This is a genomic window from Acidovorax sp. LjRoot204 (assembly GCF_056175785.1).
This window is the reverse complement of the sequence record NZ_JBGFFF010000052.1, coordinates 22,881-29,605: the sequence shown is the minus strand read 5'-3', so window position 1 is coordinate 29,605 and position 6,725 is coordinate 22,881. Positions and strand designations below refer to the sequence as shown.

Genomic DNA, 6,725 nt, shown 5'->3' with positions numbered 1-6,725 from the left:
GGCCAGGTGGTACATGAGCTGCATGCTCTCGCTGCCGCTCGATGGCGAGCTGGAGAACATCTGCGCCTTTTGCGCACCCGCTGGTGCGATGGCCGGAAAGTACGCCTCGCCATGCAGCACCTTGCCGGTGACCTTGAGCCAGTTGTCCAGAAACGTGGCCTGCATCTGCGCCACCACGGGGCCACGCACCAGGTAGTGCGAGTCGCGCCAGTGGTCGGGGTCCTGCGCGTGGCCCGTCCATGCCGGGGCAATGCCCACGCCGCCGGTAAAGCCCACCTGCCCGTCCACCACCAGCAGCTTGCGGTGGGTGCGGTTGTTCAGGCGGGCCAGGTTGTACCAGTGCGGTTTGTGGAACTTTTCAATCAACACCCCGGCCGCCTTCATCTCGGCCAGATAGCTTTCTTCCATCTTGGCACTGCCCACCCAGTCGAGCAGCACATGCACGGGCACACCGGCGCGGGCGCGCTCGCTCAGGGCGTCGGCAAACTGCTTGCCGATGTCGCCCGACCAGTAGATGTAGGTTTCGAAGGTGACGCTTTTCTGAGCGGCCTTGATCGCGGCCAGCATGGGCGGAAAGATCTGGTCGCCGTTGAGCAGCTCCGTCACCGCATTGCCGCCCACAATGCCCGGGCCCAGCAGGCTGCCCAGGGCGCGCTCGAACTGCGGGTGGGCGGTGTTGTACAGGCGCGGCAGCTGTTGCTGCACCTTTTTCTCGCCCGCCGTGAAGTTGAGCGCCAACAAGACAAGGGCCCCCGTGGCCAGGGCCGTGAGCAAGACAGTGAGCATGGTGGAACGGCGGCGAGGGGCGGCGGGTGGCATGGCGCGATGGTAGGTGCCGACATGCAGGCGCGATGTAGGCGGACGCCGCCAACACCGGGGGCACAATCGCCCTTGTCGGCCGCGACAGCGGGGCGCTTTGCACCCGTACCAGTCCCTCGCGCAGCCACTTTGTTTTTGTTCATGCCTTCCTCTGCCGTGTCTGAATCTGCCCGCCCCGCTTCCGCCCGCCCCGCCCTCTCCATCACCCGCCGCAGCGCCTTGATCGGCACGGCGGGCCTGCTCGTGCAGCCTGCCCTGGTGGCCCCTTTGCATGCCAAGCCTGTGCCACCCGCGCCCACGGTGTGGCCCCAGGCGCTACAGGTGCCCGGGGGCGTGGCACGGCTGTCGCTGGGCCCGGCGGCCACGCGGCCGGTGGCGCAGGTGCGCCAGGGCGAGGTGGATGTGCCGCTGCGGGTGGTGGGCGATGCCATCGAGTGGACGGCCATCGTGGGCATTCCACTGGCGGCGGCGCCGGGCGATGCATTCATCAGCGTGCTGCCCGAGGGCGGCGGCAGCCCGCGCCTGGTGCACTACAGCGTGGCCCCCAAGCAGTACAAGGAGCAGCACCTGAAGGTGTCGCCCCGCACGGTGGACCTCTCGCCCGAGGACCAGGCCCGCTACGAGCGCGAGCGCGACCACCAGGCCCAGGTGATGGCCACCTTCACCGAGCAGCCCGCCGGAGTGGCGCTGGCATCGCTGCGCATGCGCGTGCCCGTGCCGGGGCGGCGGTCCAGCTCGTTCGGGCTGCGCCGCGTGTTCAACGGCCAGCCGCGCAATCCGCACAGCGGCATGGACATTGCCGCCGCCACCGGCACGCCCATCGTGGCGCCGCTGCCGGGCCGGGTGATTGACGTGGGCGACTACTTCTTCAACGGCGGCACGGTGTGGCTGGACCACGGCCAGGGCCTGCTCACCATGTACTGCCACCTGAGCAGCATGGAGGTGCGCGTGGGCGATGTACTGCAGGCGGGCGACGCGTTCTGCAAGGTGGGCGCCACCGGCCGCGTGACCGGCCCGCACCTGCACTGGGGCGTGATGCTGAACCGCACCATGGTGGACCCGGCGCTGTTCGTGCCGGCGTGATGGCGCAGGGCTTCATTACTATGCAATTGATAGCACCCAGTGCATATTGCACTAGCGCATCCGGCCCTTTTTGCTTGAAACCAGCCCCATGACCTCGCGCCTGATCCGTTTCAACAAACCCTACGGCGTGCTGAGCCAGTTCACGCCCGAGGGCAAGTGGCAGGGCCTGAAGGACTACATCGACCTGCCCGGCGTGTACGTGGCCGGGCGGCTGGACGCCGACAGCGAAGGGCTGCTGCTGCTGACCAACGACGGCAAGCAACAGGCCCGCATTGCCGACCCGCGCTTCAAGATGGAGAAGACCTACTGGGTGCAGGTGGAGGGCATCCCCAATGAGGCCGCGCTGGCCGCGCTGCGCAGTGGCGTGGTGCTGAACGACGGCCCCACCCTGCCCGCCCGCGCGCGGCTGCTGGAGCCCGCCCCTGCGGTGTGGGACCGCACCCCGCCCATCCGCGAGCGCAAGGCCATCCCCACCACCTGGATCGAGCTCATCATCCGCGAAGGCCGCAACCGCCAGGTGCGCCGCATGACGGCCGCCGTGGGCCACCCCACGCTGCGGCTGATCCGCGCGGCCATCGGGCCGTACACGCTGGACGGGCTGGCGCCGGGCACCTGGGCGGATTGAGCTGGCAGGCGTGCGGGGTCTACGCGGCCACCGCCTGCATGCGCCGCGACAGGGCTGACCCACGCGCGCGCAAAAAGGCCCGCAAGCCCTCGGCATAGTCCGCACCCACGGCCTGCTGCACCGAAGGGCGTGCCGCCAGCGCAGCCCGCCACTGCTGCACCAGCGGCAAGCCGTGCCAGAGCCCCAGGCCATCCACGCCCGGTAAGGTGTCGATGACGTCGAAGTACCGGAACACCGGGCCGAACACCACATCCACCATGCCAAAGTCCGGCCCGGCAAAGTACGGCCCCGGCACGCTGCGCTGGCCCAGGGCCTCTTCGATCTGCACGAAGCGGCTGCGCAGGTCCTGCGCGCGGGCCTGCAGCGTGGCCTCATCCGCTGCGGCGTAGAAGGCGCCGATGGTGTTCAGCACCGCAGAGCCAAACTCCATCCAAGCCCGGTGGCGTGCGCGCTGCAGCGGATCTGGCGGGTGCAGCACGGGCATGGCCACCTCGTCCAGGTATTCGCAGATCACGRCCGAMTCGAACAGGCTCTGGCCGCGCACCTGCAGGACCGGGGTCTTGCCCAGCGGCGAGAGGGCCAGGAACCAGTCGGGCTTGCGGGCCAGGTCGATGGTGCGGCGCTCGAACGCCAGGCCCTTTTCGTGCAGCACGATGGCCACGCGCTGCACATAGGGGCACAGCGCGTGCGAGACCAGAGTGAGCGCAGCGGGCGCTGTGGTCTGGGCCATCACGACAACAACCCCTCAGCCCGCAGCGCAGCCTGCACCTGCGGGCGGGCCGCCACGCGTGCCATCCAGGCCTGCAGGTGCGGGTAAGCAGTGAGCGGGATGCCCAGCAGGTGGGACCAGTTGACGATGGTGAAGCCATACGCATCGGCCACGCTGTAGCCACCTGCCAGAAAATCGCTGCGCGACAGCATGGTATCCATCTCGGCAAAACGCACGGCCAGCTTGGCCTTGACGGCCTGGCGCGTGGAGTCGGCCGTCTCCTTGTGCCATAGCCAGGGGCTGAAGCCCTTGTGCAGTTCGGTGCTGACGAAGGTGAGCCATTCCAGCACGGACAGCCGCTCGCTGGAGCCGGGCTGGCCGATGAGTGCGCGCGCCGGGTCCAGGTCGGCCACGTACTGCAGCAGCGCCGCTGCTTCGGTGTGGCGCGACTGGTCGGCCAGCTCCAGCAGGGGCACATAGCCGCGCGGGGAGATGTTGAGGTAGTTGGCGCCGGTCTCGGTGGTGTGGCGCACCAGGTCCACCTTGACCAGATCGAACGCAACGCCGACCTCGCGCAGGGCAATGTGGACGGCGAGCGAGCAGGCACCGGGGGCGTAGTAGAGCTTCATGGGAACGGGGCTTTCTGTAAAAACGGTTGGAATATGTCGCCCCTTGGCAGCCACAGAAACCCATCGGTACACGGCAAGGCCCGGCGACAGGCAGAATCTATGCTTGCAATAACGCAAACAAAATAAGCACCCATGAAATCAACCGTTGCATCAGCGCAATACCAACTGGGCGCGGCCGAGCTGGAAGTGCTGCTGGCCATGGTGCGCACCGGCACCCTGGCGGCCGCCGGTGAGCGGCTGGGTGTGGATGCGTCCACGGTGTTCCGCGCCATCCAGCGCATCGAACGGGGGCTGGGCCAGTCGCTGTTCGACCGGTCGCGCGCTGGCTACCGCCCCTCGGAACTGGCCCAGGCATTGGCCGAACAGGCCGAGCGGGTGGAAGCCGCTCTGGAGGCCGCGCGCTCTGCCGCACAGGCGCAGCCCGAACAGGTGTCGGGCACGGTGCGCATCTCCACCACCGACACCATCCTGCACGGCCTCATCGCCCCGGCCCTGCAGATGCTGCAGCCCCGGCACCCGGCCCTGGTGTACGAGCTGCACGCCGGCAACGAGCTGGTGAGCCTGACGCGGCGCGACACCGACATCGCCGTGCGCGCGACCAAGCGCCCGCCACAGCACCTGGTGGGGCGGCAGCTGGGCATGATCCGCTCGGCCCTCTACGCAGGCACCGCCAGCACCCTGGCCCTGTCGGATGTGGAGGCGGGCCGCGCCGCCTGGATTGCGCCCGACGACGCCCTGCCCGACCACCCCTCGGTGCGCTGGCGCAAGAAGCAATACCCCAGGGCGCAGCCCACCTACCGCGTCAACAGCCTGCTCACGGTGATGGAACTGGTGGCCCTGGGCATGGGCGTGGGGGTGTTGCCCCTCTTTCTGGCCCAGGGCCGCAGCGACCTGCGCCCGCTCACGGGCGCGCTGGCCGATGGCGAAACCGAGCTGTGGCTGCTGACCCACCCGGAGTCGCGGCACCTGCGGCGCATTGCAGCGGTGTACGGGCATCTGGCGGAGACCGTGCAGCTGCCCTGAGCGCCCCTGGACATCAGCCCGTCAAGGCGTCGCCGAACACCTCCAGCGCCGTGCCGTGCAACGCGCGCAGCATGTCCACCGGGTCTACCGCCTGCGCCACGGCCAATGCGCCCCTGTGGGCGTAGGCAGGCGCCAGCAGGCGCTGGGCCACCTCGACCACGATGGGCGCCGTCACGGCATAGATGTCCTGCCCGCGCACGCCAGCGATGCGGGTCTGGCCGCCTTGCACCAGCTGCACCATGAGCTCGAAGCGCTGCGCAGAGCGTCCGCTGTCGTCCGTGGCCGTGGGCGGCGGGGTGCCGGTGTCGCGGATGTCCTGCAGCGCCGAGCGGTTGAGCAGCGAGCGGATGTGGCCCACCGGCAGGTGGTGGGCGATGGTGATGACCTCGCTGAACGGGATCTCCACCATGGCCTGGCTGCCCAGGGGCGCGGCAAACGCCCAGTCCGGCACGTGCTCAGACGGCACCAGCGGCACCAGGCGCCCGTGGGCCACCACCTGGCGCGGCACGGTGTTGCGCTCGCCTGTCTTGCGCGTGCCGGCGGTGGGCCACCAGCGGTCCAGCCCGATCGCCACAGTGATCTCGTCGATGGTGCCGGCCCTGGCCAGCGCGCTGGCCAGCAGGTCGGCCAGACCGCCMTAGAAGGCGGCCGCCGGAATCACCACCTTGCCCGCAGCGCGGGCCGGAGCATCGATATCGGCCAGGCTGGCCTGCGCACTCGCCTGCTCGGCCGTCACATCGATGTAGTGGCAGCCTGCCCGCAGCGCGGCCTGCGCCACCGGGGCAGCCGTGTCGAGAAAGGGGCCCGCGCAGTTGATGACCACGGCGCAGCCGGCAAACGCCTGTTCAAGGCTGGTGGGGTCGGCCAGATCGGCGATGCGCCGGGTCACGCCAGGGGCAAACACCTCGTCCAGCCGGGCGGCGCTGTGCTTCCTGCACAACAAATTGGCCGGTGTGGCCGGTGGCGCCGTAAACGGCGATGGGGCGGTGTTGTTGCGGGTTCATGGTCATCCTTTGCGTTGGGTGGGTGGCTGARATTTAACGATACAGACCTGTCTGTTTTTTGAAGATTACAGACAGGTCTGTATCATGTCAAGCATGCGCACCACAAATTCACGTTCCACCAGGGACCTCTCCCCCACCAGCGGCCCGGCCGCTGTGGCCGAGCCCGCCGCCGATGTCCGCAGCCGCATCCTCGACACCGCGTCCCGGCTGTTCTACGAACGCGGGGTGCGCGCCGTGGGCGTGGACCTGGTCGTGCTGGAAGCCGCCGTGGCCAAGACCAGCCTGTACCGCTACTTCCCCACCAAGGACGACCTCATCGTGGCCTTCCTGGAGCGGGAAGACGTCGAGTTCTGGGACCAATGGGACAGCGTGGCGGCCCAGTTCGCCGATGACCCCGCTGGGGAGCTGGAGGCCCACATGCGCTGGATTGGCGAGCGCCTGGCCCGCTCCAACTACCGGGGCTGCCCCCAGATCAACGTGGCCGCTGAATTTGCCGAGCAGGACCATCCCGCACGGCACGCGGCCCAGCGGCACATGCAGGCGCTGCGGGGCCGCCTGCACGACATCGCGGTGCGGTTGAAGGCACCCCGCCCCGAGCAGCTGGCCGCCCAGCTTGCGGTGGTGGTGAACGGCGCATTCGTGAGCGCCGGACTGCTCAGCGCCGAAGAAGCCACCGGCGTGCTGCTAGCTGCCGTGCAGGCCCTGCAGGCCGGGGCCCTTAGCCCGGGCTAACCCCGGCCTGACATCTGCTGCCAAGCCGTTGTCAGCAGCCCCTCTCTACAGTGACTGTGCCCCACCGTGCCCGCTGCACCTGCACCGGGCCCGCGCACCTA

Annotated in this window: 8 protein-coding genes; 4 read left to right on the top strand and 4 right to left on the bottom strand. The window is 69.1% G+C overall.

Features of this window, described 5'->3' with window-relative positions:
- A partial coding sequence (locus AC04MI_RS11565; protein ID WP_476497839.1) for a phospholipase D-like domain-containing protein occupies positions 1–786 on the bottom strand: 786 nt, incomplete at its 3' end.
- Positions 787–960: 174 nt separating this feature from the next.
- On the opposite strand from AC04MI_RS11565, the gene AC04MI_RS11560 reads away from it, so the two are divergent.
- Positions 961–1,902: a peptidoglycan DD-metalloendopeptidase family protein gene (locus tag AC04MI_RS11560; RefSeq protein ID WP_436079161.1), complete on the top strand. Its 942-nt coding sequence runs from the start codon at positions 961–963 to the stop codon at positions 1,900–1,902.
- 88 nt (positions 1,903–1,990) lie between these two features.
- Entirely contained in the window at positions 1,991–2,527 is a 537-nt protein-coding gene (locus AC04MI_RS11555) for a pseudouridine synthase (protein ID WP_099730742.1), read from the top strand.
- 19 nt (positions 2,528–2,546) lie between these two features.
- Here the strand turns inward: AC04MI_RS11555 and AC04MI_RS11550 are convergent, their stop codons facing one another.
- Positions 2,547–3,257 (bottom strand): glutathione S-transferase family protein, encoded by a 711-nt coding sequence (locus AC04MI_RS11550; RefSeq protein WP_476497838.1) that lies wholly within the window; start codon positions 3,255–3,257, stop codon positions 2,547–2,549.
- The gene (gstA, locus tag AC04MI_RS11545) at positions 3,257–3,865 is read right to left on the bottom strand and encodes a glutathione transferase GstA (protein ID WP_436079162.1); all 609 of its coding nucleotides are present in this window, start codon (positions 3,863–3,865) and stop codon (positions 3,257–3,259) included. Before gstA ends, AC04MI_RS11550 begins: the two co-directional genes overlap by 1 nt.
- Before the next feature lie 132 nt (positions 3,866–3,997).
- On the opposite strand from gstA, the gene AC04MI_RS11540 reads away from it, so the two are divergent.
- On the top strand, positions 3,998–4,888 hold the full coding sequence (locus AC04MI_RS11540; protein WP_056064749.1) for a LysR family transcriptional regulator: 891 nt from the start codon (positions 3,998–4,000) through the stop codon (positions 4,886–4,888).
- Positions 4,889–4,901: 13 nt separating this feature from the next.
- Here AC04MI_RS11540 and AC04MI_RS11535 read toward each other — a convergent pair whose 3' ends face one another.
- Positions 4,902–5,828: a saccharopine dehydrogenase NADP-binding domain-containing protein gene (locus tag AC04MI_RS11535; protein ID WP_476497837.1), complete on the bottom strand. Its 927-nt coding sequence runs from the start codon at positions 5,826–5,828 to the stop codon at positions 4,902–4,904.
- A 157-nt stretch (positions 5,829–5,985) separates the two neighbouring features.
- Between AC04MI_RS11535 and AC04MI_RS11530 the strand changes: the two genes are divergently transcribed.
- A complete protein-coding gene (locus AC04MI_RS11530) occupies positions 5,986–6,624 on the top strand; it encodes a TetR/AcrR family transcriptional regulator (protein WP_436079164.1) in 639 nt (212 codons plus the stop codon).
- The last annotated feature ends 101 nt before the right edge of the window (positions 6,625–6,725 follow it).